Raw genomic sequence first — 24,468 nt, 5'->3', positions numbered from 1 at the left:
GGGCCAGGGCGCCATTGTGCGCGCTTCTGGCCGGGTGTCGGCGACCGGCGCTTTTGCGGCAGCCGGCGCGGTTCGGTCAAAATCCGCTTAATTACAACAAGCGCCGGACCGGCACATGGGGCCTCGCGGGACCCCTTGGCAGAACAGAACAATGCAGCATCAACATCCTGAAGTCGCGCCGGACCCCGAACATCCGGCAATGGCGGCCTTGAAGGCGCGTCTCATGGTCGGTGAGAACGTCGTCGGCGAGCTGGAGGTTGACCTCGACTCCCGTTTGCGCTTCGCCCGCGGCCTGCTGGTCCTCACGAACCAACGCCTGCATGCCTGGGATCCGGCCACCGGCCAGTGGCAGGACTGGGCCCTGCATCCCGGCCTGCAGATGAGGATCTACGACCATGCCGGCGTCGGCAGCCTGGAGCTGGTGGATGCCCAGGCCCGCCTGGCCTGCTGGCGCTTCACCTTGCAGATCAATCTGCAGGCCCAGCGCTGGCACGAGCTGTTCGAGAAGCGCGACGAGCCGGCCCGCGACGCTGCCGAAGAAGTGGAGTTCTGCCCCAGCTGCAAGGCGCCGCTGCCGCCCGAGAGCGAGGAATGCCCCACCTGCGCCCGTGAGCTGCACACGCCGCCCTCGACCTGGGTGCTCTTGCGGCTGTGGCGCTTTGCCAAGCCCTACCAGGGCCAGTTGGCCCTGGGTTTTGCGCTGATGCTCGGTTCGACCGGCGCCACCCTGGTGGCTCCCTACCTCAGCATGCCCTTGATGGACAAGGTGCTGATCCCGTTCCAGAACGGCCAGCAGATCGACCCCTGGCTGGTCGGCATGTACCTGGGCGGGCTGTTCGCGGCCGGCCTGGTGTCCTGGCTGCTGGGCTGGGCCAAGACCTACATCCTGGCCCTGGTGTCCGAGCGCATCGCGGCCGACCTGCGGACCGCCACCTTCGAACACCTGCTGAGCCTGTCGCTGGAGTATTTCGGCAGCAAGCGTACCGGCGACCTGATGAGCCGAATCGGCTCCGAGACCGACCGCATCTCGGTCTTCCTGTCCCTGCATGCGCTGGACTTCATCACCGACGTGCTGATGCTCGGCATGACGGCCCTGATCCTTTTCTCCATCAACCACTGGCTGGCCCTGGCGACCCTGCTGCCGCTGCCCTTCATTGCCTGGATGATCCACCTGGTGCGCGACCGGCTGCGCACCGGCTTCGAGAAGATCGACCGGGTCTGGGGCGAGGTGACCAGCGTGCTGGCCGACACCATTCCCGGCGTGCGCGTGGTCAAGGCCTTCGCCCAGGAGCGCCGCGAGGCCCAGCGTTTCCGCCAGGCCAATGCCCACAACCTGGCCGTCAACGACAAGCTGAACAAGACCTGGAGCCTGTTCTCGCCCACGGTCTCGCTGCTGACCGAAATCGGCCTGCTGGTCGTCTGGGCCTTCGGCATCTCGCTGGTGGCCAAGGGTGACATCACGGTCGGTGTGCTGACCGCCTTCATCGCCTACATAGGCCGCTTCTACGGCCGCATGGATTCGATGAGCCGCATCGTCTCGGTGACGCAGAAGGCCGCGGCCGGCGCCAAGCGCATCTTCGACATCCTGGACCACCAGTCCAACGTGCCCGACCCGGCCAATCCGGTGAAGCTGGACAAGGTCGAGGGCGGCCTGCAGATCGACGACATAGGCTTCCGCTACGGCAACCGCGCCGTCATCCGCGGTCTCAGCCTGGAGATCAAGCCGGGCGAGATGATCGGCCTGGTCGGCCACTCGGGCTCGGGCAAGAGCACCCTGGTCAACCTGATCTGCCGCTTCTACGACGTGACCGAAGGCGGCATCCGCGTGGATGGCGTGGACCTGCGCCGCATTGGCGTGGCGGACTTCCGTCGCCACATCGGCCTGGTGCTGCAGGAGCCTTTCCTGTTCTTCGGCACCATTGCCGAGAACATCGCCTACGGCAAGCCCGAGGCCACGCGTGAAGAGATCGTCGCCGCGGCCCGCGCCGCCCATGCCCATGAATTCATCCTGCGCCTGCCCCAGGGTTACGACTCGCTGGTCGGCGAGCGCGGTCAGGGCCTGTCGGGTGGCGAGCGCCAGCGCATCTCCATCGCCCGCGCCTTGCTGATCAACCCGCGCATCCTGATCCTGGACGAGGCCACTTCGTCGGTGGACACCGAGACCGAGAAGGAAATCCAGAAGGCGCTGGACAACCTGGTCAAGGGCCGCACGACGATTGCCATCGCCCACCGTTTGTCCACGCTGCGCAAGGCCGACCGCCTGGTGGTGATGGACCGCGGCCAGGTGGTCGAGGTCGGTCCGCATGACGAGCTGATGGAGAAGAAGGGCGCCTACTGGCGGCTGTACGAGGCGCAGGCGCGCCGGGTCGATGCCGAAGAGGCCGAGGCCATGGCCCTGCCCAATCCGAACGCCCACACGACGGTGGAGGCCTGAGCATGAGCATTTACCAATCCCTGAGCCGCAATGCCTTTGGCCGCCTGGTGCTGATCGACCTGCAGGGCGGCGAGCATGTGGGCGTCGTGCCGGTGCGCGCCCATCCGATCACGGCGCCCGACGAGGGCATCTCCCTGGTCGGCACCGATGGCCATGAGCTGGCCTGGATAGACAGTCTCTCGGCCCTGCCGACGCCGGAACGCGAGCTGCTGGCCTCCGAGTTCGCCCAGCGCGACTTCATCCCCACGGTGCTGCGCATCCGCAAGGTCTCGACCTTCTCGACGCCCAGCCAATGGACGATAGAGACCGATCGCGGCGAGACCCAGTTCATCCTGAAGACCGAGGAAGACATTCGCCGCCTGGGCGAGGGCCGGCTGATGATCACCAGCAGCCACGGCTTGCAGTTCCTGCTGCCGGACCGGTTTGCGCTGGACCGGGCGTCGAAGAAGATCCTCGAGCGGTTCTTGTAAGGTGTCGTTCGGGTCTCACGCATGCCATGCAGCTCGCCATCAAGCCTCGCATCGATGACGAGCTGTCCTTGCCGGCCGAGGGTAGCCCGTTCGCGGCATGTCCCATCGCTGCGGCGTCGCTGATTGGGGTGCTGGGCATCCTGCTTTGCATCGGGTTGACGTTGGCAGAGGGGTTTTGGCCCTCGCGAGAAGCGCTTCGTTTCCAGGATCTGCTGACGGGTCGGCTGGTCAGTGCCGAACCGGTGATCGACACGGATTTCGTCGAGATGGACCGGCAAGGTTGCTATGGCGCGTGCCCGATCTACAAGGTACGCATCCAGGCCAATGGCGAGGTGAGCTTTGTTGGCAGGCAGTTTGTCTGCCGGGAGGGCGAATTCAAGCAGAAGATCGACGTCATTCAGGCCCGCCGCTTGCTAGTTGCCTTGCGTTCTATCGACTGGCGTGTCGCAGAGGCGGCGCCCCACATCCCAGACGCCGAAACCGTGGGCCTGCGTTTTGCCCTCGTGTCCGGCGAGCGCGCCTTCAGCTATCAGCCGAACCAGTTTGGTTCCTTCCCCCGCGTTCCGGCAACAGTAGATGACGTGGCCGCGCTGGGGCGCTTGGTGCCGAAATGGAGGGTCGGCGATGACGGCCCTCACTGCAAGGCTGAAAACGGGCTGACCTACACGGTGCCTCCATGGTGGCTGGGCTATTCGCAGCGCTGAAAAGCCATCTCGCCTCCGGGCTCCTCCTTAAGTAAGTTCACCGACGCCGGATCCGTCCGGGTCAGCCCCTAGAATTGACGTTTACGTAAACGTAAGACACCAGGCCGTCCTGCTGGGTAGGATGGCCCGGCCTCCAGGAGACAAAGCAATGAGCCAACTGCCCGGCCTGAACTTCCAACTTGGCGAAGACATCGACGCGCTGCGCGATGCGGTGCGCGCCTTTGCCGATGCCGAGATCGCGCCCCGCGCGGCCGAGATCGACCACAAGGACCAGTTCCCCATGGACCTGTGGCGCAAGATGGGCGAGCTGGGCATCCTGGGCGTGACCGTGTCCGAGGAATACGGCGGTGCCGACATGGGCTACCTGGCCCACATGGTGGCGATGGAAGAAATCAGCCGCGGCTCGGCCTCGGTGGGCCTGAGCTACGGCGCCCATTCCAACCTCTGCGTCAACCAGATCAACCGCAACGGCAACGCGGCACAGAAGGCCAAGTACCTGCCCAAGCTGATCAGCGGCGAGCATGTGGGCGCGCTGGCCATGAGCGAGCCGGGCGCCGGCTCCGACGTGATCAGCATGAAGCTCAAGGCCGAAGACAAGGGCGGCTACTACGTCCTCAACGGCAACAAGATGTGGATCACCAACGGCCCCGATGCCGACACCCTGGTGGTCTATGCCAAGACCGAGCCCGAGCTGGGCGCGCGCGGCGTCACCGCCTTCCTGATCGAGAAGGGCATGAAGGGCTTCAGCATTGCGCAGAAGCTCGACAAGCTGGGCATGCGCGGCAGCCACACCGGCGAGCTGGTGTTCCAGAACGTCGAGGTGCCGGCCGAGAACGTGCTGGGCGGTATCAACAACGGCGCCAAGGTGCTGATGTCGGGCCTGGACTATGAGCGCGCCGTGCTGACCGGCGGCCCGCTGGGCATCATGCAGAGCGTGATGGACAACATCGTCCCCTACATCCACGACCGCAAGCAGTTCGGCCAGAGCATCGGCGAGTTCCAGCTGATCCAGGGCAAGGTCGCCGACATGTACACCGTGATGCAGGCGGCCCGCTCGTTCGCCTATACCGTGGCCAAGAACCTCGACATGCTGGGCAGCCAGCATGTGCGCCAGGTCCGCAAGGACTGCGCGTCGGTGATCCTGTGGACCGCCGAGAAGGCCACCTGGATGGCCGGCGAGGGCATTCAGATCTTCGGCGGCAACGGCTACATCAACGAGTACCCGCTGGGCCGTTTGTGGCGCGACGCGAAGCTGTACGAGATCGGCGCCGGCACCTCGGAAATCCGCCGCATGCTGATCGGCCGCGAGTTGTTTGCCGAGACCATGTAATTGGCCATGAAGGCCCTGCACCTCAACACCCCGCTGCTGCGCGCCGCGCCCGGCCTCTTCAAGCATGAAGAGGTCTGGCTGAAGATGGATGCGCTGCAGCCCAGCGGCAGCTTCAAGCTGCGCGGCGTGGGGCATCTGGTGCAGCAGGCGGCGCGCGAGGGCGTGCGCGAGATCGTCTGCGCTTCGGGCGGCAATGCCGGCTTCGCCGCCGCCTATGCCGGCCAGGCCCTGGGCATGGCGGTCACCATCGTGCTGCCCGAAACCAGCAGCGCGGCCGTGGCCGAAAAGATCGCCGCCCGCGGCGCCAAGGTGCTGCGCCAGGGCGCGGCCTTCGATGAGGCCAACGCCTTTGCCATGGCGCTGGCGTCCGAGCGCGGCGCGCGCCATGTCCATCCCTTCGACCATCCGCTGCTGTGGGCCGGTCATTCGACCTTGATCGACGAAGTGCTGGCCGACGGCCTCGAGTTCGATGCCGTCATCACGGCGGTCGGTGGCGGCGGCCTTTTCTGTGGCATCGTGCAGGGCCTGCAGCGCCATGGGCTGCATGAAGTGCCGGTCGTCGCCGTTGAAACCATTGGCGCCGACAGCCTGGCCCAGAGCCTGCAAGCCGGCGAGGCCGTCACTCTGCCGGCCATCACTTCCATCGCCACTTCGCTGGGCGCACGCCGCGTGGCCGACGAGGCCCTGCGGCTGGCACAAAGCCATCCGACCCTCAGCCTGACGGTCAGCGACGCGCAGGCCACGCAAGCCTGCGTCCGCTTTGCCGATGCCATGCGCGTCATGGTGGAGCCGGCCTGCGGCGCGGCCCTGGCGGCCTTGAGCGTGCACGAAGCCGAGCTAGCCCGATTCAAAAGACCCTTGATCGAAGTCTGCGGTGGCATCGCCGTCAGCACCTCGATGCTTGCCACATGGACAATCCCGGCATGAGCACCAACCTTCAAGAACTCCTCGAGAGCAACAAGCAGTGGGCCGCCGACACCGAGTCGCGCGAGCCGGGCTTTTTCTCGCGCCTGCTGAAGCAGCAGACACCTCAGTACCTGTGGATTGGCTGCGCCGACAGCCGGGTGCCGGCCAACGAGCTGGTCAACCTGCTGCCGGGCGAGCTGTTCGTGCACCGCAACGTCGCCAACGTGGTGGTGCATTCGGACCTGAACTGCCTGTCGGTGATGCAGTTCGCCGTGGACCAGCTCAAGGTCAAGCACATCATCGTGGTCGGCCATTCCAACTGCGGCGGCGTGCGCGCCGCGCTGCTGGATTCGCATGTGGGCCTGGTCGAGAACTGGCTGCGCCATGTGCAGGACGTGCGCAACGACCACCAGGACTGGCTGGACACGCTGGAACCCGAGCAGCGCGTCAATGCGCTGTGCGAGCTCAACGTGCTTGAGCAGGCCCGCAATGCCTGCCAGACCACGGTGGTGCGCGACGCCTGGGCGCGCCAGCAGGAAGTCGTGGTGCACGGCTGGGTCTACGGCCTGCACAACGGCCTGCTGGAAGACCTGTCGCTGACGGTGTCCGGCCCCGACGAGGTGGCCGAGGTCTACAAGAAGGCCCTGGCCGGCGTGAAGCGCCGCTACGAGGGCTCGCGGCTGAGTTCCGCGGCCTGAAGGCCGTCGTGCGCGAAGGGCGTCTGGCATGTTTCCGCAGAAGCTCAACGACGCGCGCGCCTTCGAGATCGCCGAGGCCCTGCTGGGCGGCTTCAATCGCCACTACCGGCTGTTCCGTGCCACCACGGCCGAGGCCAAGCGCCGCTTCGAGCAGGCCGACTGGCAGGGCCAGCAGCGGGCCCAGGCCCTGCGCATCGAGTTCTACGACAAGCGCGTGGACGAATGCGTGGCCCTGCTGGAAGAGCGCTACCAGGCCAGCCGTCTGGCCATGGAGGTCTGGCAGCAGGTCAAGCTGCACTACATAGGCCTGCTGGTCGACCACCACCAGCCTGAGCTGGCCGAGACCTTCTTCAATTCGGTCTGCACCCGCATCCTGCACCACGGCTATTTCCACAACGACTTCATCTTCGTGCGCCCGGCGGTCTCGACCGAGTACATAGAGAACGACGAGCCGGCCGCCAAGCCCACCTACCGCTGCTACTACCCCAGCCGCGAGACGCTGCGCGACACCTTCATTCGCATCGTCACCAACTGCCAGCTGGAGCGCGAGTTCGAGGACCTGGGACGTGACGTGGACCAGGTGCTGAATGCGGTGCAGCGCGAGCTGGGCCTGTTCCGCTGGCGCACCAATTTCCAGATCCAGGTGCTGAGCTCGCTGTTCTACCGGAACAAGGGCGCCTACCTGGTCGGCAAGATCATCAACGGCTTCAGCGAGACGCCGTTCGCCCTGCCCATCCTGCACAAGGGCGATCAGCTCTGCATAGACGCGGCCCTGTTCGGCGAGGACGACCTGCTGATGCTGTTCAGCTTCGCCCATGCCTACTTCATGGTGGACATGGAAGTGCCCAGCGCTGCTGTAGCTTTCCTGCGCTCCATGATGCCGCGCAAGCCGCGCGCCGAGCTCTACAACGCCATAGGCCTGCAAAAGCACGGCAAGAACCTGTTCTACCGCGACCTGCTCTACCACCTGCGCCATTCCAGCGACCGCTTCCGCATCGCGCCCGGCATCAAGGGCATGGTGATGCTGGTGTTCGACCTGCCCAGCTATCCCTTCGTGTTCAAGCTGATCAAGGACTACTTCCCGCCGCAGAAGGAGACCACGCGGGAGCTGATCCAGGCCAAGTACCTGCTGGTCAAGCAGCACGACCGCGTGGGCCGCATGGCCGACACGCTGGAGTTCAGCAACGTGGCCCTGCCGCGCTACCGCTTCGACGAGGAGCTGGTCAAGGAGCTGAAGCTGTTCTGCCCCAGCCTCGTGGAAGAGAAGGGCGGGGACCTGATACTGCGCCATGTCTACATAGAGCGCCGCATGGTGCCGCTGAACCTCTACCTGCAGGAGGCGACGCCGGCCCAGATGGAACATGCGGTGATCGAGTACGGCAATGCGATCAAGGACCTGGTGGCGGCCAACATCTTCCCTGGCGACATGCTGTGGAAGAACTTCGGCGTCACCCGTCACGCCAAGGTCGTGTTCTACGACTACGACGAGATCGAATACCTCACCGACTGCAATTTCCGCAAGGTGCCGGCGCCGCGCCATGAAGAGGACGAGCTCTCGGGCGAGGTCTGGTATCCGGTCCACAAGGGCGATGTGTTCCCCGAGACCTTCGGCCCCTTCCTGCTCGGCCATCCCGGTGTGCGCGAGCTGTTCATGAAGCACCATGCCGAGCTGCTGGATGCCGCCTTCTGGCAGGGCCACAAGGCCCGCATCCTGGCCGGCCATGTACATGACGTCTTTCCCTACGAGGCGCACAAGCGCTTCCAGTCCCAGCCCGGCGTCCGCGCCTCGCTGCCGTCGCAGATGGCAGCCGAGCCCGAGCCGAACGAGCTGCCTGTCCAATAACCCCCACTTCATGGAGCACCACCATGTCTGATCCCATCGTCATCGTTTCCGCCGCCCGCACGCCGATCGGCGGCCTGCTGGGCGACTTCGCCGGCCTGCAGGCCTGGGAACTCGCGGCCGTCGCGATCAAGGCCGCGGTCGAGCGCGCCGGCGTGCCCGGCGACGCGATCAACGAGGCCTTCATCGGCAACTGCCTGATGGCCGGCCAGGGCCAGGCCCCGGCCCGCCAGGCCGTGCTCAAGGCCGGCCTGCCGCAGTCGGTCGGCGCCGTGACCCTGTCCAAGATGTGCGGCGCCGGCATGCGCGCCACCATGTTCGCCCACGACACGCTCAAGGCCGGCAGCGCCGACATCCTGATCGCCGGTGGCATGGAGTCCATGACCAATGCACCGCACCTGATGTTCGCCCGCAAGGGTGTCAAGTACGGCGCCGCTGCGATGTACGACCACATGGCCCTGGACGGCCTGGAAGACGCCTACGAGCGCGGCAAGGCCATGGGCGTGTTCGCCGAGCAATGCGTCAGCAAGTACAGCTTCACGCGTGAAGCGCAAGACCAGTTCGCCATCGCCTCGACCGAGCGCAGCAAGCGTGCCAACACCGACGGCAGCTTCGCCTGGGAAATGGCGCCGGTGACCATCGCCGGCAAGGCCGGTGACACCGTCATCGACAAGGACGAGCAGCCCTTCAAGGCCAAGCTCGACAAGATCCCGACGCTGAAGCCCGCCTTCAAGAAAGACGGCTCGATCACGGCCGCCACCTCGTCCTCGATCTCGGACGGCGCCGCCGCCCTGGTGATGATGCGCGAGTCCACCGCCGCCCAGATGGGCCTGAAGCCGGTGGCCCGCATCGTCGGCACGGCCGTGCATGCCAATGCGCCGGAGTGGTTCACCACTGCCCCGGTGGGTGCGATCCAGAAGCTGCTGGCCAAGAACGGCTGGGACGCCAAGAGCGTCGATCTGTGGGAAGTGAACGAGGCCTTTGCCGCCGTGACCATGGCCGCCATGGCCGAGTTCAAGCTGCCGCACGAGATCGTCAACGTCAACGGTGGCGCCGTGGCCCTGGGCCATCCGATCGGCGCCTCGGGAGCCCGCATCATCGTCACCCTGCTGGGCGCGCTGAAGCACCGCGGCCTGAAGCGCGGCGTGGCGGCGCTTTGCATCGGCGGTGGTGAGGCGACGGCTGTGGGCGTCGAGCTGATCTAAGCGATGCGCAAGCCGCCGAGCCGCCTCAAGGCGCGCGCGCGCCCCCTCGGGGGGCAGGCGCTTAGGCGCCGTGGGGGTCCGTGATGCAAGTCCTCGTCATCGGGGCTTCGCGTGGCATAGGCCTGGAGTTCGTCCGCCAGTACCGGCAGGCGGGCGCCCAGGTCGTGGCCACGGCGCGCAGCGAAGACGGCCTGGCCGAGCTGCACAAGCTCGGCGCCAAGGCCCTGAAGCTGGACGTGGCCGACACGGCCAGCAGCTCGGGCCTGGCCTGGCAGATCGACGGCCATCAGTTCGACCGCGTGATCCTGAACGCCGGCATCCACGGCACGCGCACCACCGGCCTGCAGACACCACCGCAAGACGAGTTCGACGCGGTGATGCGCACCAATGTGCTGGGCCCCATGCGCGTGCTGCCGCAGCTGGTCGATTCCATGGCGCCGGGCGCGCGCCTGGCCATCCTGTCCTCCCGCATGGGTTCCATGGGCTTGCGAAGCGCCAGCAGCAGCTGGCTGTACCGCGCCTCCAAGGCGGCGGTGAACTCGGTGCTGCGCGATGCCTCGCTGGTGTTCGCCGGTCGTGTCGTCTGCGTGGCCTTCCATCCGGGCTGGGTGCGCACCGACATGGGCGGCAGCGGCGCCGACCTCAGCGTCGATGAAAGCGTGGCCGGCATGCGTGAGCAGCTGTCCAAGCTCACGGCCGCCGACAACGGCGCCTTCCTCAACTACGACGGCCAGCCGCTGGCCTGGTGAGCAGAAAGACAAGAAGATGATCCTCAGTGAAGACCACCGCGCGGTGCAGGACGCCGTCCGCGCCTACGTCCAAGACCAGATCGCGCCCAAGGCGGCCGAATGGGACAAGAGCCACCATTTCCCGGCGGCCGAGCTCAAGGGCCTGGCCGAGCTGGGCTGTTACGGCGTGGCCGTGCCGACCGAGTACGACGGCGCTGGCCTGGACTACCTGGCTCTGTCCATCATCCTCGAGGAAATCGGTGCCGGCGACGGCGCGACCTCGACCGTGGTCAGTGTCAACAACTGCCCCTGCTGCTCCATCATGATGGCCTTCGGCAACGAAGAGCAGAAGCAGGAATTCCTCAAGCCGCTGGCGCGTGGCGACATGCTGGGCGCCTTCTGCCTGACCGAGCCGCATGTGGGATCGGAGGCCGGCGGCCTGAAGACCACGGCCGTGCGTGACGGCGACGACTACGTGCTGAACGGCGTCAAGCAGTTCATCACCAGCGGCAAGAACGGCGATGTGGCCATCGTGATGGCCGTGACCGACAAGGCCGCCGGCAAGAAGGGCATCTCGGCCTTCCTGGTGCCGACCAAGACGCCGGGCTACACCGTGGCCCGCATCGAGGACAAGATGGGCCAGCATGCCAGCGACACGGCGCAGATCCTGTTCGAGAACTGCCGCATCCCGGCGCGCTACCGGCTGGGCGAAGAAGGCCAGGGCCTGAAGATCGCGCTCTCGGGCCTGGAAGGCGGCCGCATCGGCATTGCCTCGCAGTCGGTGGGCATGGCGCGCGCGGCCTTTGAGGCGGCGCTGAAATACAGCAAGGAGCGCGTGGCCTTCGGCGTGCCCATCTTTGAGCACCAGGCCTTGCAGCACAAGCTGGCCGACATGGCCACGCAGATCGAGGCCGCGCGCCAATTGATCTGGCATGCGGCTGCGCTGAAGGATGCCGGCCAGCCCTGTTTGAAGGAAGCGGCCATGGCCAAGCTGTTCGCTTCCGAGATGGCCGAGAAGGTCTGCTCGGCGGCCATCCAGGTCCATGGCGGCTACGGCTATGTGAGCGACTTCCCGGTCGAGCGCATCTACCGCGACGTGCGAGTGACCCAGATCTACGAAGGCACGAGCGAGGTGCAGAAGATCCTGATCGGCCGGGCCTTGATCTGATTAGCAGGAGTTGAGCGATGCTGAAAGCGACCTGCCACTGTGGTGCCGTCTCCGTCGCCATTCCGCGGCGGCCGCGCAGCCTCACCAACTGCAACTGCTCGATCTGCCGGCGCTACGGCAGCTTGTGGGCCTACTACCCGCTCGCCGAGGTGCAGGTCGAGGCAGCGCCCGGCGTGCTGCAGTCCTACCAGTGGGGCGACTGCATGCTGGACTTCATGCGCTGCGGCCATTGCGGCTGCATCGTGCAGTGGCGTCCGGTGGCGCCGACGGCCCAGAGCCGCACCGGCATCAATGCGCGGATGTTCGACCCCGAGCTGATCGGCGATGTGAAGATCCGCCGGCTCGATGGAGCCAAGACCTGGAAGGTGCTCAAGGATTGAACCTGCATGTGCCGCAACATCAAGACCCTGTTCAACTTCGAGCCGCCGGCCACCGAGCTGGAGATCCGCGATGCCTCGCTGCAGTTCGTGCGCAAGCTCAGCGGCTTCAATGTGCCGTCCAAGGCCAATGAAGAGGCCTTCGACCGCGCGGTCGAGGAGGTCGCCCGCGTGGCCCGTGAGTTGATCGCCGGCCTGGTGACGACGGCGCCGCCGCGCGACCGCGAGGTCGAGGCGGCCAAGGCGCGCCAGCGTTCGCTGGAGCGCTTCGGCCGCTAGGCCGGAGCCGCCGTACCGAGTTCGGCGCGGACAAAGGCCACCAGGGCGCGCGCGGTCTCCGAGGCGGCTGGCACCGGCAGCGTCAGGGCCTGCACCCATTCGCCTTCGGCCACGACCAGTCGCCAGCCGGGCAGGCGGTCCACCAGCGCATCGTCCGCCGGCACGCAGAAGTCCGGTGCCGGCGCCAACCCGCCGCCGCTGCGGGCCATGGCCAGCAGCGCCTCCAGGTCGCTGCCCCAGGAGGCGGCCTGCATGCTGACCTCGGCCCGCCGCCCGTCCTGGTGGAGCCAATGGCCCAGCAGCGGCTCTTCATGCTGGCCCAGCAGCAGCAAGGGCTCGTCGGCCAGAGCCGCGGGATCGTCGAGCGCCGGCCCGAGGCCGTAGGCCCGCACGGCAAAGCGCCGCACCGGCTGGGCCACCCAATCCTCGGGCGGCTTGGCGGTCACGCGGAAGGCCAGATCCACGCCTTCGCGCAGCAGGTCGACCCGCCGCTCGGTGAAGAACAGCTCGTAGCGCAACGCCGGATGCTGGTCGCGGAAGCGGCTCAGCAGCGGCGCCAGCACATGGCGGCCGAAGCCGGGCGTGGCGCTGATGCGTAGCGTGCCGCCGAGCTGGTCGCGCTGATGGCGCAAGGCCAGGCGTGCGCCCTCGGCCGCTTCGCGCACCTGGCGGGCACGTCCCAGCAGGCGCCGGCCGGCCTCGGTCAGGCCCAGGCTGCGGGTGCTGCGAGCGAACAGGGCGACGCCGACGGCCGATTCGATGGCCGCGATGCGCCGGCTCACCGCGGCCCGGGTCAGGCCCAGCTCGCGGGCCGCCGAGGCAAAGCTGCCGGCCGCGGCGATGCGGGCGAACAGCTCCAGCGCATTGGCATCCAGGGCCGGCTCGTCCAGCAGGCGCCGGTAGCGCGAGCGTGAGGTCGTTGTCATCAATATGGAAGCAATGTGTTGAGTTCGGCGAGTCTAGTGCCTCGATTGTTGCCAATCTAGACTGCCCGCCATGGACCAGCCGCTGTTCACCGCCCACCCGACCCAGCTGCGCTGCAGCGATGGGCGCCTGCTTGCCGCCACCTGGTTCGGACCGGTAGCCACGCCGCTGGCTATAGCCGTCATCAGCCCGGCCATGGCCGTGGCCGGCAGCTTCTACCGGGCCTTTGCCGAATGGCTGGCCTGCCGCGGCTATGCCGTGCTTTGCTACGACTACCGCGGCATAGGTGCCTCGCGCACGGCTTCGACCAAGCAGGAGACGGCCCGGCTGCGCGACTGGGCCCGGCTCGACATGGCGGCGGCCCTGCATGCGGCGGACCGGCGTCGGCGCCTGGCCGGCTCGGTCCATGGCAAGCCGCTGGCTCTGCTCTGGATAGGCCACAGCTTCGGCGGCAATGCCCTGGGCCTGGTGCCGGGTTATGAGGAGAAGGTCGACGCCGTGCTGGGCGTTGCGGCCCAGGCGGCCGACTGGCGCTTCTGGTACGGCCGGCACAAGCTCAAGGCCTGGCTGTTCTTCCATGCCATGTTGCCGGTCCTGGCCCATGGGCTGGGCCATGTGCCGGGCCGCTTGTTCGGCAGCCGGGCCCAGGACCTGCCCAAGCCGGCCGCGCTGGAATGGGCGGCCTGGGGCCGGCGCCGCGGCTTCATGTTCACCGACCCCAGCTTGCAGGACGAACTGGCCTACGACCGCTTCGACGGCCCGGTCCACCTGTGGAACGTGACCGACGACCATTTGTTCGGCCCGGCCGCGGCGGTGGACGAGCTGGCGCAGCGGTTCAGTGCCGCCCGGGTCCAGAGGCACACGCTGGCGCCGCAGGCCGTCGGCCTGAAGGCGATCGGCCATTTCGCCATGTTCCGGCGCGAGCTGGGTGAGCGGCTGTGGCCGCTCTTGATGGCCCCCGTGGAAGCGGGCATGGCTTTTCGGCCCCGCTAGCCGCTTGGGCGAAGATGCCGGCCCGGCGCGATGGCCAGGCAATCCCATAAGCTGGATTGAACCGGCCAGGTCTTCGCCGCTGCATTCCATGACGAGGGGGAGAAAGAATAATGCGCAAGGCCGTACTGGCTCTGGCCACCATGCTGCTTTGGGCAGCGAGCTGCGGCGCATCGCCGCGGCTTGACGAAGCGGCGCGCCTGGTGCGCGCCGGCCAGCCGGCCCAGGCCCGCGGCCTGCTGGAAAGCGAGATCCGCGACAACGGCGTCAATGCCGCCAATGCCTGGCCGCTGCTGAAGCTGCATGCCGCCGGCGGGCGCAGCGAGGCCGCGTTCCAGCTGCTTTCCCAGCTGTTCAACGACAAGCAGCAGTGGTTGCCGCCGTCCTGGCTGGAGAAGAACGAGGCCTTGGCAGCGCTGCGCAGCGATGCCCGCTGGGCGCCAATGCTGGACCTGGCTCGCCAGCGCGAAGCCCGGCAGGCCCGAGGCTACGCTGCGGCTGCCATCGAGACGCCGTTCCGCGAGGAGCTGCCGCTGGCCGAGCGCCTGGCCGGCGTGTCGCGGATCTGGAGCGAGGCCAAGTACAACTTTGCCAACTTCGACCTGGTGCCGGGCCTGGACTGGGATGCGCTCTATCTGAAGACGCTGGAGCAGGTGCAGAAGACGCCGCGGACCCAGGACTACTACCGGGAGCTGCAACGACTGGTCGCGGCCCTTCAGGACGGTCACAGCAATGTCTATCCGCCCGACGAACTGTGGGACCGCAGCATGGCTCGGCCTGGCCTGCGCACCCAGCTGATCGAAGGCCGGGTGCTGGTGACCGAATTGCTGGATCCGGCCCTGGCCGGCGCCGGCTTCAAGCGGGGCCAGGAGCTGCTGGCCATCGATGGGCGCCCGGTCCATGAGTACGCGCGTGAGCAGGTGCGACCCTTCGTCAGCGCCTCGACCCCCCAGGACCTGGACGTCCGCCAGTACGGCTTCGACCTTTTGCGCGGCGACTCGCGTCAGGCCTTGCGGGTGACGCTGCGCGACAGCGACGATGCCAAGCCTCGCTTGCTGCTACTGCCTCGCCTGACGACCGAAGCCTACCGTGCGCTGCCCAAGGCGCCACCCTTTGCCTGGCGCATGCTGCCCGGCGACGTCGCCCTGGTCGAGCTGAACGGCTTCGACGACGACCAGGCGGCCGAGGGCTATCTGAAGGCCTTCGAGCAGATCAGGCAGGCACGCGCCATCGTGTTCGACCTGCGGGCCAATTCGGGTGGCAACAGCAGCGTCGGCTACCGGATCCTGGCCACGCTGGCCGACAAGCCGGTGCCGACCTCGCGCTGGTGGACCCGCAGCCATGTGGCGGCCTGGCGGGCCTGGGGCCGCCCCATGCCGGTCGAGGGCGGCCACCATGGTGAGGTGCGGCCCGATGAGCAGCGCCAGTTCCGCGGACCGGTGAGGGTGCTGACCGGCGCCGCCACCTACTCGGCCGCCGAGGACTTCGTCGCTGCGTTCAAGTCGCTGGGCCGCGGCTCGGTTGTAGGCACGGCGACAGGCGGCAGCACGGGCCAGCCGCTATTCTTCAAGCTCCCCGGTGGCGGCCAGGCGCGGGTCTGCACCAAGCGCGACCTGCTGGCCGATGGCAGCGAGTTCATCGGCAAGGGCCTGCAGCCGGACCAGCCCGTCGCGACGACGGTCGCGGCCTGGCGCGCGGGACGCGACGAGGTGCTGGACGAAGCACTGGCGCAACTGCCGCGCTAGTCGGCCTGTTGCGCAGCCCCAGCTGCTGACGATTGCCGGGCCGCAGGCCGCCCCCTAAGATCACGCGCACCTTGGGCCACAACAGGGAGTGGGGCCAAATGTCGCTTGCGCCAATGTCCTTCTATGCCGGGCAGGGCCAGCTGCTCGAGCTGATTGCCCGCGGTGCGCCGCTGGCCGAGACCCTGCAGCGTCTGGCGCTGCTGATCGAAGCCCAGTCGGCCGGCCTGTACTGCTCGGTGCTGCTGCTGGACGAGGACGGCGTCCATGTGCGGCCGGGTGTAGGGCCGCGCCTGCCGCCTCAGTACCTGCAGGCGCTGGACGGCTATCCGATCGGCCCCGAGGTCGGCTCGTGCGGCAGTGCAATGGCGCTGCAGCAGACCGTCATCGTCACCGACATCCGCAGCGACCCCCGCTGGGCGCCGTACAAGGGCTTGATCGAAGGGGACGGATTTCGCGCCTGCTGGTCCACGCCCATCCTGGCCACCGACCGCCGCGTGCTGGGTTCGTTCGCGATGTACTACAAGGAGGTGCGCTCGCCAGGGGCCGAAGAGCTGGATCTGCTGGCCGCCGCCACCCAGCTCGCCGGCATCGCCATCGAGCGCCAACGCAAGCAGGACCAGATCGCGCGCTACCAGTCGCAGCTTGAGGCCCTGGTGGAGCAGCGCACGGCCGAGCTGGAGCGCACGCTGATGGAACAGCGCGCCATCTTCGACAGCGCCACCGTCGCCATCCTGGTGGTCGACAAGGACCGCATCATCCGGCGATGCAACCGCCGCGCCGAGGAATTGCTGGGCTATGCGGCCGGCGAGCTGGTGGGCCTTTCGACCCGGGCCTACTTCTGTTCCGACGAGACCTGGCAGGAGTTCCACCGTTCGGCCGGTCCGATGATCGCTTCGGGGCAGGGCTATTCGGAAGAGCTGATGGTGCGGCGCAAGGAGGGCACCAACATCTGGTGCAGCTGCCACGGCAAGGCACTGGACCCGCAGGACCTGTCCAAGGGCACGCTCTGGATCGGCATCGAGATCACCGAGCGCCACGATGCCGAGGCCCTGCGCCAACAGACGCTGCTGGAGTACGAGGCCATCCTCGACAACGCCTCGGTCGGCATCACCTTCACACGCGACCAGACCTTTCTGCACTGCAACGAGCGTTTCGGCGAGATGTTCGGCTGGCAGGCCCACGAGCTGGTGGGGCGTGCCACGCGCGTCGTCTATCCCGATGAAGCGGCGTTTGATGCGCTGAGCCGCAAGGCCATTCCGGTGCTGGGTGATGGCGGGCGGCTGGACGTCGAGCTGCAGATGATGAAGCGCGACGGCACGCTGTTCTGGTGCCGCATGCTGGCCAAGGCCATCGACCCGCAGGACAGCCGCAAGGGCACGATCTTCATTACCGAGGACATCAGCGCCCGCAACGAGGCCGACCGGGCGTTGCAGCAGGCCCTGTTCGAGCTGCAGGCGATCTTCGACAACACCAATGCCGGCATCATGCTGATCCGCGACCGGCATGTGATCCGCTGCAACCGGGGCGTCGAGCTGATGCTGGGCTACTCGCCGGGCGAGCTGATCGGACTCTCGACACGGCCGCTGTTCAGCAGCGAGGCCGAGTTCCTGACCTTTGGCGAGGAGGCCTACGAGACGCTGAACAAGGGCGAGGTCTGGGTCGGCGAGGCCCAGCTGCTGCGGCGTGACGGCAGCCCGGTCGAGGTCAGCATGCATGGCAAGGCCATGGATGTGCACGATCCCTCCAAGGGCGCGCTGTGGGTGTCGCATGACATCACGGCGCGCAAGGCCGCCGAGTCGGCGCTGCGTGCGGCCAACGAGAAGCTGGAGCGCAGTCTGGCGGTGGTCGGCCAGACCAACCGCGAGGTCAGCCTGCTGGGTGAGCTGTCCAGCTTCCTGCAGGCCTGCGAGACACCCCAGGAGGCCTACGACTGCTTGCGCCGCTACGGCCCGCGCCTGTTCCCGGGCAGTGGAGGGGCCCTCTACCTGCTGGCGCCGGGCGAGGAGCTGCTGGAGGAATGCATGGCCTGGGGCGAGCTGGGCGAAGTCGAGCCCAGCTTCGGCAGCAACGATTGCTGGGCCCTGCGTCGCGGCCGTCCGCATCATCTGAACGGCGACGGCCATTCACTTTGCTGCCCTCACCTGCACCTGCGCGAGCAACTGCCGGGCAGTACCTGTCTGCCGCTGGTGGCCCAGGGGGACACCTTCGGGCTACTGACCCTGTTGCACCGCGAGCCGCCGGTCGAGGCCGAGCACAACGACATGCGACAGCGGCTGGCCGTGGCGCTGGCCGAACAGACCGGCCTGGCACTCGCCAACATCCGGCTGCGCGAGACGCTGCGATTGCAGTCGATCCGCGATCCGCTCACGGGCCTGTACAACCGCCGCTTTCTCGACGAGGCGCTCAGGCGTGAGCTGGCCCGTTCCAAGCGCCATCAGTCGTCGCTGGCCCTGGCCGTCGTCGACGTGGACCATTTCAAGCAGTTCAACGACCGCCATGGCCACGATGCCGGTGACCTGGTGCTGCAGCAGGTGGCGGCCGCCCTGCAGTCGCGGGTGCGCGAGAGCGATGTGGTCTGCCGCTTCGGTGGCGAAGAATTCATCGTGCTGCTGACCGACCTCAGCCCTGAGCTGGCCCTGCGCCGCTGCGAGGACCTGCTGGATGCGGTGCGCCGGCTCCAGCCGGTCTATGCCGGCAAGCCGCTGGGCCCCCTCACGGCCTCGCTGGGCCTGGCCCTGCATCCGGTCCACGGCGACAAGGGTCAGGCGCTGATCGAGGCGGCGGATGCAGCGCTTTATGCCGCCAAGCACGGCGGACGCGACCGCATCGTCGTCGCCGGCACGCCGGGCCTGGCAGCCGCCTGAAGGCGATCAGCTGTCGCTGGCCTGCACCTGCTTGCGGCGCTCGACGTAGCCGGGCGAGGCGGCGCGGCTGTTGTCGGGGCAGGCGTTCGAATTGCAGGCCACGGCATCGATCGTGTAGATGCGCACCGTCCTGGCCGTGCCTTCGCTGACCTCGCCTTCGTTGTAGAGGCTGGAGCTGCAGCTGACCGTGACCCGCATGCCGAGCTGGTTGCTCAGGTCCAGCGTCTGGCTGGTGCCGGCGCAGGTGGTCCAGCTGCCGCGTAGCGCCTGGAACAGGCCCCACTGCGTGCCGGCATTGGCGGCCTGCAGCGCACGGGCTGCCGTGATGTCGAGTGCGCTGCTGGCGGCGCTGCTGCTGCCCAGGCGCACCAGGGCGGCGGCCAGGCCCGCCAGCACCACCAGCAGAATCAGCACGGCGACGGCACCGAGGCCGTTCTGAGCTTGCGACTTCTTGTTCTTCATGGCGCGTTCACGACGTGGGCGCCACCGGCGATGGTGGCGGATTCGCCGTTGCGGCTCAACTCCAGCTGTACCCAGAGGTAGCCGAACTGGGGCGAGGCGCCCGGGTTGGGGTCGTAGACGAAGCTGCAGCTGGTCAGGCCGCTGGCCACCTTCCGGCCTCCGGCCGTGGACGGGCAACTGGCCGGATAGCCGGCATTGAAGCCGTAGTTCGAAAGCCGCCACAGCGAGCCTCCGCTGCAGACGTAGAACACGGCCTTCTCGGCATTCGAGACGATGCTGAAGCGGCCGCTGTCGAAACCCGGCGGAAACTGGGTCGAGGCGATGGTCAGTCGGTGCTTGCCCTGGCTGGGGCTGATCGGAAGGACCCCGGTGATGGCAGCCCGGTTGACGCCGCCATAGACATCGTTGGCATTCTGATTGCCGATGACCAGGAAGTCGCCGATGGCTGGCGTGCTGCTCAACGGCGTCAGCAGGTCGATGGCCGTGGTCGCCTGGGTCGGGCTGAGCGGTGCGGAGCAGGCCGTGCCAGGGCTGCAGCCCGGTGGGAAGTCGTTGACCGTGTCCGGCCCCATGCGGACCCGGCCACCGGCGGTCGTCGGCACCATCTCCACGCACTGGTTGCTGGGAATGCGGATCGAGTTGGGCACGGCCGAGCGCACGTCGCGCAGCAGGCGGCGCAAGGCGGTGTCGGCATCGTCGGCCAGGGCGGCGCGCGAACTGCTGGTGAAGTAGGTCTCAAGCGCCGGCTTCAGGAACAGGGACAGCGCCACGGCCACCACCGACAGGATGACGATGGTGATCACCATCTCCACCAGGGTGAAGCCCAGGTCGGGGCGGGGGCGGTGCGGCTGGCTGTTCATCATGGGCCGGCGTAGTCGGTCCGGTAGCCGACCAGGCTCAGGGTCTGGCCGGACTGGCTCACGGTGACCGTGATCTGCAAGGCGCTGGCGACACCTGCCAAGGTGGTCGGCTGCACGGAAATGGAGATCGTGTACACCACCCCTGCCTGTCCGATGGGACTGCCGTCGATGCTGCAGACCTGACCGGTCGTGGCATAGCCGTCGTAGTCGCGCACGTCGTTGAAGGTGTTGCGCGCGCAACCCGTGGGTGCCACGTTGCCGGCCACCGCATAGGGCCGCAGCTGCACTTCTTCCATCAGCTCCTCGGCGATGCTGAGCAGCTGCTTCTGCACCACCGGGTCGGCCGATCCGGCGGCCACCGTGGAATAGGCCTTCATGATGCCGGCCAGGCCCAGCCCCAGGACCACGATGACCAGGAGCGCCTCCGGCAGCGTGAAGCCCCGCTGAGCCAGTGAGCGCTGCTGCCTATTCCACATGGCCGGTCTCCCCGGTCACGCTGACCGTCGTGCTGGGCTGGCTGCTGATCGTGATCGTGAAATCGGCGGCCGTGCTGCCGGCGCCGTCACTGGTGACGCGACCCGAGGGCTGGAAGTACAGCGTCGCGCTGGTGGTAGCCGGGGCCTTGCTGCTGCTGGCGAAGGCGGCATTGCCGTTGTAGCCGGGAATCGAGGCGGAGCAACTGCTGGCAGGGTTGGCTCCGGCAATGCTGAGGGTCACGCTGCCGGTGGCGACATTGGCGCAGACCAGTCGCCGCGCAGCCACGGCCGTGTGGTGGGCGTGGCGCAATGCGGTGGCCACGTCCTGGCGCCAGGCCTCGTCGTCGAAGCCCATGCTGGCCTGGATGCGCGGCAGGGCGACCACGGCCAGCACGCCCATGATGACGATCACCATCACCAGCTCGGCCATCGTAAAACCCCGCTCAGAAGAGTTCGCGCGCATGCAGCGTCCTCCGGGTCTCGGGCGAGAAGATGCCGAAGCTGGCGCGTGCGCTGGGGTCGCGGTCCCAGGCGCTGCCGCAGGTGCCGCCGCTGCCGTACTGCGAGCGCAGCCAGGGCTTGTTCGTGCCGACGCTGGGATCCCGGGCCAGGCTGGTGCAGGCCGCGTCGGCCGTGCCGCTGCCGAGGTTGATGGCCAGGTCCAGGCTGCCGGCGGTGGCGGGCGAAGCCGCAGAAAGCGTCAGCTTGCCGGTCAGGAAGTTGATCGACGTGACGCTGTTGTTCAGGGCCGTGGTCGAGGCGCCGCTGGGCGCGAGCTTGTTGTAGAGCACGACGGCGCTGGGCAGGATGCTGGTACAGCTGTCCTGCGTGTTCTTGATCCAGCTCTTGCCGCTCCAGTACTGCAGCTCGATGCCCAGCTCCAGCGGCAGGGCCTGCGAGCCGAAGGCATTGGACAGGCGCAGCCGGCCACTGCGCAGCAGGGTGCTGCCTTCGGTGAAGCCTGAGGAGCTGAGGGTGTCGGTGTCTTCGCTGCGCACGACCAGGGTGCCGGGGCCGCTCTGCTTGCTGGTGAAGCTGTAGGCCGGAGTACTCAGCGTTGCAACGCCACTGCTGAAGGCGGTACTCGAGATGGTGCCCGTGGAACCGAAGCTGCCCAGGCCCAGGGCCACGCCTTCCTTGAGCGTGTGATCTCGGGCGAAGCCGCTCGCGCCTGCATAGTTGACCGTGATGGCCTCGGCCGCGTTGAGCGCGGTCAGCTTCACCGTGAAGGGCTGGCCCGCGTAGCTGAAGGTATTGGCGCAGGCTTGGGTGACCTCGGTCTTGAAATGGTGGGGCGTGATGCGGCCTATGTTGGCGCTGTTGCTGCTTGCCACGCTGCCGGCGCCCAGGTAGTCGCCGTCGCCCAGCGCCGAGCTCAGGCGGATGATGCCCACCTCGCTGTAGGTCAGGTTGCTGAGCGTGGCGACGCCGGAGCTGAAGCTGCCGCCGGCAACGCTGCCGTTGCTGAGGTTGCCATTGGTTCCGCCGGCCGGCAGCAGCAAGGTCGGCGTGAGCGTCACGCCTTCGGCCGGGCTCTCGCGCCCGAAATTGCGGGTGGTGCCACCACTGCTGTTCTGGGCCGTCAGCGTGAGCCCGAAGCTCTCGCCGGCCTTGATGAACTTGGCGCCGGCCGCATCCGCTGGAACCGGGTTCGCGGCCTGTGGCGAAGCCGTCTGCTTGATCGCACTGAGGGCGAAGCCGGCCGGCTTGGCGACGAAGCTGTCGCTGCCGGTCATCACCAGGCCGGCATCGCTGCCGCTGCCGGTGTAGGTTGCAGTCAGGCCCATCTGACCCACGTCGGCGTATTGCAGCGTAAAGCTGGCATCACCGCTGGCATTGAAGCTCAGGCTCACGTCGCGGCCGGTGGCATCGCAGACGGCGGCCGAGTCATTGCCGCTGTTCAGCGAGGCACCGGCGACGCGCACCGGCACATAGCCGCTGCTGGGGTTGGTGTAGCTGCACTTGAACTTCAGCGTCTTGGCCTGGCTGACGAAGACCGGCGAACAGCTGTTGTTGTTGTCCGCCCGCACCGACTTGAGGGTCACGCTCTGGCTGGCATCGGACACATGGTTCAGCACATCGAACTGGAAGCCTGCGCCGGCGGCGCTGAAGGTGCAGCTGGGGCTGCCGAAGTTGCAGCTCGTGGAGGAACTGGCCGTCGGCGAGCTGGCCGTGGCACCCAGCAGGGCCGAGCCCACGGTGGTCATCTGCATGGCCACGCTCGTCGAGCTGGAACCGCTGCCAATGCTGAAGCCGCTGCCCGAGGGCCAGACCACGGTGGCACCGGCCCCGGCGCTCAGGCTGCCGCTGACGCCGCCGGTGTAATGCGTGCTGCAGCTGGCGTCCTGGCAGGCCCGCACGGTCAGGGTATTGGCTGCGCAGGTGACGCCGCTGCCGCTGGCATGCTGGATCTCCAGGTGGTGCAGGCTGCTGGGCGTGGTGATGCCGCAGCTGGCGGGGGCCGTCTTCAGCGCTGCAGTGTCGCTGCGGGTCGGGTTGCCGGGCACGGTGTAGGCGCTGTCGCAGATGCCGTTGGAATTGGCGTCGGCGCAGGTCTCGGAATAGCCGGTCGTGCCGGTGGTGCTGCCCCAGAAGTTTCCGACGCCGCCCACGGTGTAGCTGGCGTTCTGGTCGCGGTTGTAGACATCGTCGCTGCCCAGGCTGCCATAGAGGCAGTTGCCCGAAATCAGGGTGCTGGTCCATTCCTGGGCATCCAGCAGTCGGATCGCGTTGTTGCCGTTGCTGCGCGCGTAGTTGCCGCTGACCACGCCGCCGCCGCCGCCGGTTTCTATGTAGATGCCGTGGCCGCCGGCACTGACGATCTTGTTGTTGGTGACCTGCCAGGCACCCCAGGTCTTGTTGGCGCGGATGCCGTGGTGGCTGCCGCCGGTGCCGGCCGTGAGCTCGGTCTTGTTGACCGTGAAGGTGCCGGCGTTGCCGGCCAGGTAGATGCCGGTGGTGCCGGCCTGGATCGTGTTCTTGCTCAGCGTATTCACGCGGATCGACGCGTGCTGCGAATCCTTGAGATAGATGCCTTCCTTCTCGGACGTGATGTCCAGGTCTTCGAGCACGGGGCTGTCGCCACCGTTGACGCGGACTGCGCCACCGCGCGAAGCACCTATGGTGATCCGCTTGATCTCCCAGGCGCCCCAGACATTGCTCTGCACCTGGACGGCGTTGTCATTGGTGCTGTCGGTGCCGCCCGAGAGGTTGGTGTCGTAGACCTTGAAGGTGCCGATGTCACCCACGTAATGCAGGCCGTCGTTGCCGGCGCTGATCGAGTTGCGGCTGAGGCTGGCGACCTTGAGCGTCGCATGCTGGGTGTCTTCCAGATAGAGGCCGTGCGAGGTGGCGGTGATCTGCAGGTCGGTGAACACCGGGCTGCCGGCTCGACCCTTGACGTGGATGCCGTGGGTCTTGGCGCCTGTCACAGTGATGCCGGTCATGGTGACGGTGTCGCCGGTGCCGGCCACATCAATCCCCATGCCCTTGGCCGAGACGATGGTGACATTGCTCAGCACCAGGGCCGGCGAATAGCCGCTGAAATTCAGGCCGTCGCCCTGGGAGTCGACCTTGAGGTTCTGGCCGGTGAAGTTGCCGGCATCACTGCCTGACACGGCCACGCAGTTGCCGTTGGGCCCCAGCAGGTCCAGACCCTTGAGCGTCACATTGGTCTTGCTGACCGTGATCAGCTTGTTGCCGGTGCAGTTGCCCGGCCAGATCTTGACGTCGATGGAGCCGCTGAGCGACTGCAGGGTCAGCCCGGCATGGCCAGACCCGGTGATGTCGAGGTTGTTCTCGGCATAGGTGCCGGCGCAGATGTTGATCGTGTGGTTGCTGCCGGAAGCACCGGCCGCGGCCAGGGCCGCGGTGATCGTGCTGTGGGTCGGCGCGCTGCAGCTGGCGCTGGCCGTGCCGACCTTGTAGGTCGTGGCCCGGGCGGCCGTCGCTGCCAGCAGGAGACCGAGCAGCAGGGCCGCCGCCGCTGACCGCCGCAGCGCCCTCATG

The 24,468-nt window shown here is 67.4% G+C and carries 21 protein-coding genes; 15 read left to right on the top strand and 6 right to left on the bottom strand.

Annotated features, from left to right (window positions below; translation table 11 throughout):
* Window positions 1–151 precede the first annotated feature (151 nt).
* The 12 genes from QT382_RS17175 (at window position 152) to QT382_RS17120 (ending at window position 12,139) form a co-directional block, all read left to right on the top strand.
* The gene (locus tag QT382_RS17175; RefSeq protein ID WP_289255305.1) at window positions 152–2,434 is read left to right on the top strand and encodes a cyanophycin metabolism-associated ABC transporter; all 2,283 of its coding nucleotides are present in this window, start codon (window positions 152–154) and stop codon (window positions 2,432–2,434) included.
* 2 nt (window positions 2,435–2,436) lie between these two features.
* Entirely contained in the window at window positions 2,437–2,904 is a 468-nt protein-coding gene (locus tag QT382_RS17170) for a cyanophycin metabolism-associated DUF1854 family protein (RefSeq protein ID WP_289255304.1), read from the top strand.
* Between the two features lie 26 nt (window positions 2,905–2,930).
* The gene (locus tag QT382_RS17165; protein WP_289255303.1) at window positions 2,931–3,608 is read left to right on the top strand and encodes a DUF6438 domain-containing protein; all 678 of its coding nucleotides are present in this window, start codon (window positions 2,931–2,933) and stop codon (window positions 3,606–3,608) included.
* 148 nt (window positions 3,609–3,756) lie between these two features.
* Complete coding sequence (locus QT382_RS17160; RefSeq protein ID WP_289255302.1) at window positions 3,757–4,938, top strand: isovaleryl-CoA dehydrogenase; 1,182 nt, start codon at window positions 3,757–3,759, stop codon at window positions 4,936–4,938.
* Window positions 4,939–4,944: 6 nt separating this feature from the next.
* Window positions 4,945–5,865, top strand: a complete 921-nt coding sequence (locus tag QT382_RS17155) for a pyridoxal-phosphate dependent enzyme (RefSeq protein ID WP_289255301.1) — start codon at window positions 4,945–4,947, stop codon at window positions 5,863–5,865.
* Window positions 5,862–6,542, top strand: a complete 681-nt coding sequence (gene can, locus QT382_RS17150) for a carbonate dehydratase (RefSeq protein ID WP_289255300.1) — start codon at window positions 5,862–5,864, stop codon at window positions 6,540–6,542. Before QT382_RS17155 ends, can begins: the two co-directional genes overlap by 4 nt.
* A 28-nt stretch (window positions 6,543–6,570) precedes the next feature.
* Window positions 6,571–8,385, top strand: a complete 1,815-nt coding sequence (aceK, locus tag QT382_RS17145; protein WP_289255299.1) for a bifunctional isocitrate dehydrogenase kinase/phosphatase — start codon at window positions 6,571–6,573, stop codon at window positions 8,383–8,385.
* Window positions 8,386–8,408: 23 nt separating this feature from the next.
* Entirely contained in the window at window positions 8,409–9,587 is a 1,179-nt protein-coding gene (locus tag QT382_RS17140) for an acetyl-CoA C-acyltransferase (RefSeq protein ID WP_289255298.1), read from the top strand.
* Window positions 9,588–9,667: 80 nt separating this feature from the next.
* The gene (locus QT382_RS17135; RefSeq protein WP_289255297.1) at window positions 9,668–10,336 is read left to right on the top strand and encodes an SDR family oxidoreductase; all 669 of its coding nucleotides are present in this window, start codon (window positions 9,668–9,670) and stop codon (window positions 10,334–10,336) included.
* Between the two features lie 16 nt (window positions 10,337–10,352).
* Window positions 10,353–11,483, top strand: coding sequence for an acyl-CoA dehydrogenase family protein (locus QT382_RS17130; protein ID WP_289255296.1), 1,131 nt, complete (start codon window positions 10,353–10,355; stop codon window positions 11,481–11,483).
* Between the two features lie 17 nt (window positions 11,484–11,500).
* Window positions 11,501–11,863 (top strand): GFA family protein, encoded by a 363-nt coding sequence (locus QT382_RS17125; protein ID WP_289255295.1) that lies wholly within the window; start codon window positions 11,501–11,503, stop codon window positions 11,861–11,863.
* A gap of 6 nt (window positions 11,864–11,869) precedes the next feature.
* Window positions 11,870–12,139: a DUF2277 domain-containing protein gene (locus tag QT382_RS17120; protein WP_289255294.1), complete on the top strand. Its 270-nt coding sequence runs from the start codon at window positions 11,870–11,872 to the stop codon at window positions 12,137–12,139.
* Here QT382_RS17120 and QT382_RS17115 read toward each other — a convergent pair.
* Window positions 12,136–13,065: a LysR family transcriptional regulator gene (locus QT382_RS17115; RefSeq protein WP_289255293.1), complete on the bottom strand. Its 930-nt coding sequence runs from the start codon at window positions 13,063–13,065 to the stop codon at window positions 12,136–12,138. The genes QT382_RS17120 and QT382_RS17115 overlap by 4 nt on opposite strands.
* A gap of 70 nt (window positions 13,066–13,135) precedes the next feature.
* Here QT382_RS17115 and QT382_RS17110 point away from each other — a divergent pair, with 70 nt between their 5' ends.
* The 3 genes from QT382_RS17110 (at window position 13,136) to QT382_RS17100 (ending at window position 18,662) form a co-directional block, all read left to right on the top strand.
* On the top strand, window positions 13,136–14,056 hold the full coding sequence (locus QT382_RS17110) for an alpha/beta hydrolase family protein (RefSeq protein WP_289255292.1): 921 nt from the start codon (window positions 13,136–13,138) through the stop codon (window positions 14,054–14,056).
* A gap of 110 nt (window positions 14,057–14,166) precedes the next feature.
* Window positions 14,167–15,798, top strand: coding sequence for a S41 family peptidase (locus QT382_RS17105; protein ID WP_289255291.1), 1,632 nt, complete (start codon window positions 14,167–14,169; stop codon window positions 15,796–15,798).
* A gap of 98 nt (window positions 15,799–15,896) precedes the next feature.
* Complete coding sequence (locus QT382_RS17100; protein WP_289255290.1) at window positions 15,897–18,662, top strand: diguanylate cyclase; 2,766 nt, start codon at window positions 15,897–15,899, stop codon at window positions 18,660–18,662.
* A 6-nt stretch (window positions 18,663–18,668) separates the two neighbouring features.
* Here the strand turns inward: QT382_RS17100 and QT382_RS17095 are convergent, their stop codons facing one another.
* The 5 genes from QT382_RS17095 to QT382_RS17075 are packed head-to-tail and all read right to left on the bottom strand — an operon-like array spanning window position 18,669 to window position 24,467.
* Window positions 18,669–19,124, bottom strand: a complete 456-nt coding sequence (locus tag QT382_RS17095; RefSeq protein WP_289255289.1) for an MSHA biogenesis protein MshP — start codon at window positions 19,122–19,124, stop codon at window positions 18,669–18,671.
* Entirely contained in the window at window positions 19,121–19,984 is an 864-nt protein-coding gene (locus QT382_RS17090; protein ID WP_289255288.1) for a prepilin-type N-terminal cleavage/methylation domain-containing protein, read from the bottom strand. The genes QT382_RS17095 and QT382_RS17090 overlap by 4 nt, the downstream gene beginning before the upstream one ends.
* Window positions 19,984–20,460 (bottom strand): type IV pilus modification PilV family protein, encoded by a 477-nt coding sequence (locus tag QT382_RS17085; protein ID WP_289255287.1) that lies wholly within the window; start codon window positions 20,458–20,460, stop codon window positions 19,984–19,986. Before QT382_RS17085 ends, QT382_RS17090 begins: the two co-directional genes overlap by 1 nt.
* Window positions 20,450–20,923: a prepilin-type N-terminal cleavage/methylation domain-containing protein gene (locus tag QT382_RS17080; protein ID WP_289255286.1), complete on the bottom strand. Its 474-nt coding sequence runs from the start codon at window positions 20,921–20,923 to the stop codon at window positions 20,450–20,452. Before QT382_RS17080 ends, QT382_RS17085 begins: the two co-directional genes overlap by 11 nt.
* Window positions 20,904–24,467, bottom strand: coding sequence for a DUF6701 domain-containing protein (locus QT382_RS17075; protein WP_289255285.1), 3,564 nt, complete (start codon window positions 24,465–24,467; stop codon window positions 20,904–20,906). Before QT382_RS17075 ends, QT382_RS17080 begins: the two co-directional genes overlap by 20 nt.
* Window position 24,468: the final 1 nt, after the last annotated feature.

Origin of the sequence: Pelomonas sp. SE-A7 (assembly GCF_030345705.1) — a bacterium.
In the GTDB taxonomy this organism is placed as follows: domain Bacteria; phylum Pseudomonadota; class Gammaproteobacteria; order Burkholderiales; family Burkholderiaceae_C; genus JAUASW01.
The sequence above is the reverse complement of the archived record's forward strand: the minus strand, read 5'-3'. Positions and strand labels throughout refer to the sequence as shown.

Bases quoted from the DNA above. Each gene is read 5' to 3' on its own strand.
- QT382_RS17175 (WP_289255305.1), top strand. From the start codon at position 152: ATGCAGCATCAACATCCTGAAGTCGCGCCGGACCCCGAACATCCGGCA.
- QT382_RS17115 (WP_289255293.1), bottom strand. From the start codon at position 13,065: ATGACAACGACCTCACGCTCGCGCTACCGGCGCCTGCTGGACGAGCCG.
- QT382_RS17130 (WP_289255296.1), top strand. From the start codon at position 10,353: ATGATCCTCAGTGAAGACCACCGCGCGGTGCAGGACGCCGTCCGCGCC.
- QT382_RS17090 (WP_289255288.1), bottom strand. From the start codon at position 19,984: ATGAACAGCCAGCCGCACCGCCCCCGCCCCGACCTGGGCTTCACCCTG.
- QT382_RS17080 (WP_289255286.1), bottom strand. From the start codon at position 20,923: ATGCGCGCGAACTCTTCTGAGCGGGGTTTTACGATGGCCGAGCTGGTG.
- aceK (WP_289255299.1), top strand. From the start codon at position 6,571: ATGTTTCCGCAGAAGCTCAACGACGCGCGCGCCTTCGAGATCGCCGAG.
- QT382_RS17120 (WP_289255294.1), top strand. From the start codon at position 11,870: ATGTGCCGCAACATCAAGACCCTGTTCAACTTCGAGCCGCCGGCCACC.
- can (WP_289255300.1), top strand. From the start codon at position 5,862: ATGAGCACCAACCTTCAAGAACTCCTCGAGAGCAACAAGCAGTGGGCC.
- QT382_RS17105 (WP_289255291.1), top strand. From the start codon at position 14,167: ATGCGCAAGGCCGTACTGGCTCTGGCCACCATGCTGCTTTGGGCAGCG.
- QT382_RS17125 (WP_289255295.1), top strand. From the start codon at position 11,501: ATGCTGAAAGCGACCTGCCACTGTGGTGCCGTCTCCGTCGCCATTCCG.
- QT382_RS17160 (WP_289255302.1), top strand. From the start codon at position 3,757: ATGAGCCAACTGCCCGGCCTGAACTTCCAACTTGGCGAAGACATCGAC.
- QT382_RS17075 (WP_289255285.1), bottom strand. From the start codon at position 24,467: ATGAGGGCGCTGCGGCGGTCAGCGGCGGCGGCCCTGCTGCTCGGTCTC.
- QT382_RS17085 (WP_289255287.1), bottom strand. From the start codon at position 20,460: ATGTGGAATAGGCAGCAGCGCTCACTGGCTCAGCGGGGCTTCACGCTG.
- QT382_RS17100 (WP_289255290.1), top strand. From the start codon at position 15,897: ATGTCGCTTGCGCCAATGTCCTTCTATGCCGGGCAGGGCCAGCTGCTC.
- QT382_RS17095 (WP_289255289.1), bottom strand. From the start codon at position 19,124: ATGAAGAACAAGAAGTCGCAAGCTCAGAACGGCCTCGGTGCCGTCGCC.
- QT382_RS17110 (WP_289255292.1), top strand. From the start codon at position 13,136: ATGGACCAGCCGCTGTTCACCGCCCACCCGACCCAGCTGCGCTGCAGC.
- QT382_RS17165 (WP_289255303.1), top strand. From the start codon at position 2,931: ATGCAGCTCGCCATCAAGCCTCGCATCGATGACGAGCTGTCCTTGCCG.
- QT382_RS17140 (WP_289255298.1), top strand. From the start codon at position 8,409: ATGTCTGATCCCATCGTCATCGTTTCCGCCGCCCGCACGCCGATCGGC.
- QT382_RS17155 (WP_289255301.1), top strand. From the start codon at position 4,945: ATGAAGGCCCTGCACCTCAACACCCCGCTGCTGCGCGCCGCGCCCGGC.
- QT382_RS17170 (WP_289255304.1), top strand. From the start codon at position 2,437: ATGAGCATTTACCAATCCCTGAGCCGCAATGCCTTTGGCCGCCTGGTG.